General features: G+C 64.3%; 1 protein-coding gene. It reads right to left on the minus strand.

The window, feature by feature from the left end; translation table 11 throughout:
* Positions 1–230 (minus strand): HNH endonuclease signature motif containing protein (locus tag ACLQ3C_RS21720; protein ID WP_425707146.1); only part of this gene is annotated, 230 nt, incomplete at both ends.

Consider the following 230-nt stretch of genomic DNA (forward strand, 5'->3'; position numbering starts at 1 on the left):
TTGTCGAGGTCGGTGGCCCCACCGTCAATCCAGTGCTCGAGGTGGTGCGCTTGGGTGCGTGACGCGGGCGCGCCGCACTTGATGCAGCATTTGTCGCGGAGTAGCAACGCTTTTCGTTGCGTCGGGGTGAACAACCGCTTCTCGCGTCCGACGTTCAGCGGCACTTCGTCGCCGTCGACGATGACCACGGTGATCCCTGCGTCACAGCCGAGAGTTTTCGCGGTGGCGGG

Source organism: Gordonia sp. DT30, assembly GCF_049844915.1.
In the GTDB taxonomy this organism is placed as follows: domain Bacteria; phylum Actinomycetota; class Actinomycetes; order Mycobacteriales; family Mycobacteriaceae; genus Gordonia.